This window comes from Microbacterium luticocti DSM 19459, from assembly GCF_000422405.1.
Taxonomy (GTDB): Bacteria; Actinomycetota; Actinomycetes; order Actinomycetales; family Microbacteriaceae; genus Microbacterium; species Microbacterium luticocti.
In genome coordinates, this window is the sequence record NZ_AULS01000032.1 from 1 (window position 1) to 1,002 (window position 1,002).

Genomic DNA, 1,002 nt, shown 5'->3' on the forward strand with positions numbered 1-1,002 from the left:
TTTTGGGTGGGTCGTGCTCATGTGATTTCAAGTCTTTAAGAGCAAACGGTGGATGCCTTGGCATCTGGAGCCGAAGAAGGACGTAGCAATCTGCGATAAGCCTCGGGGAACTGATAAGCGAGTTTTGATCCGAGGGTGTCCGAATGGGGAAACCCCGCCGGGCGGCGTGCCGACCCGGTGACTCCCGTCTGAATGTATAGGGCGGGTAGAGGGAACGTGGGGAAGTGAAACATCTCAGTACCCACAGGAAGAGAAAGCAAAAGCGATTCCGTGAGTAGTGGCGAGCGAAACCGGAAGAGGCCAAACCCAATGTGTGTGATAGCCGGCGGGCGTTGCATGTTGGGGGTTGTGGGACTTTGTGTGGCCGTTCTGCCGGACGGCCGGCGTGACAAGCGTGCATAGGCGAATCGTCTGGGAAGGCGGGCCGTAGCAGGTGATAGCCCTGTAGCCGAAATGTTGTGTCTTGGCGTTGCGAAGTATCCCAAGTAGCACGGGGCCCGAGAAATCCCGTGTGAATCTGTCAGGACCACCTGATAAGCCTGAATACTCCCAGATGACCGATAGCGGACGAGTACCGTGAGGGAAAGGTGAAAAGTACCCCGGGAGGGGAGTGAAATAGTACCTGAAACCGTTTGCTTACAAACCGTTGGAGCCTCCTTTGCAGGGGTGACAGCGTGCCTTTTGAAGAATGAGCCTGCGAGTTAGTGATATGTGGCGAGGTTAACCCGGGTGGGGTAGCCGTAGCGAAAGCGAGTCTGAACAGGGCGTTCAGTCGCATGTCCTAGACCCGAAGCGAAGTGATCTATCCATGGCCAGGCTGAAGCGACGGTAAGACGTCGTGGAGGGCCGAACCCACTTAGGTTGAAAACTGAGGGGATGAGCTGTGGATAGGGGTGAAAGGCCAATCAAACTTCGTGATAGCTGGTTCTCTCCGAAATGCATTTAGGTGCAGCGTTGCGTGTTTCTTGCCGGAGGTAGAGCTACTGGATGGCCGATGGGCCC

1 rRNA gene is annotated in these 1,002 nt (G+C 55.8%); it reads left to right on the plus strand.

The features are described 5' to 3' along the window. Positions 1-25 precede the first annotated feature (25 nt). A 23S ribosomal RNA gene (locus H577_RS0112695) occupies positions 26-1,002 on the plus strand; the annotation flags it as partial.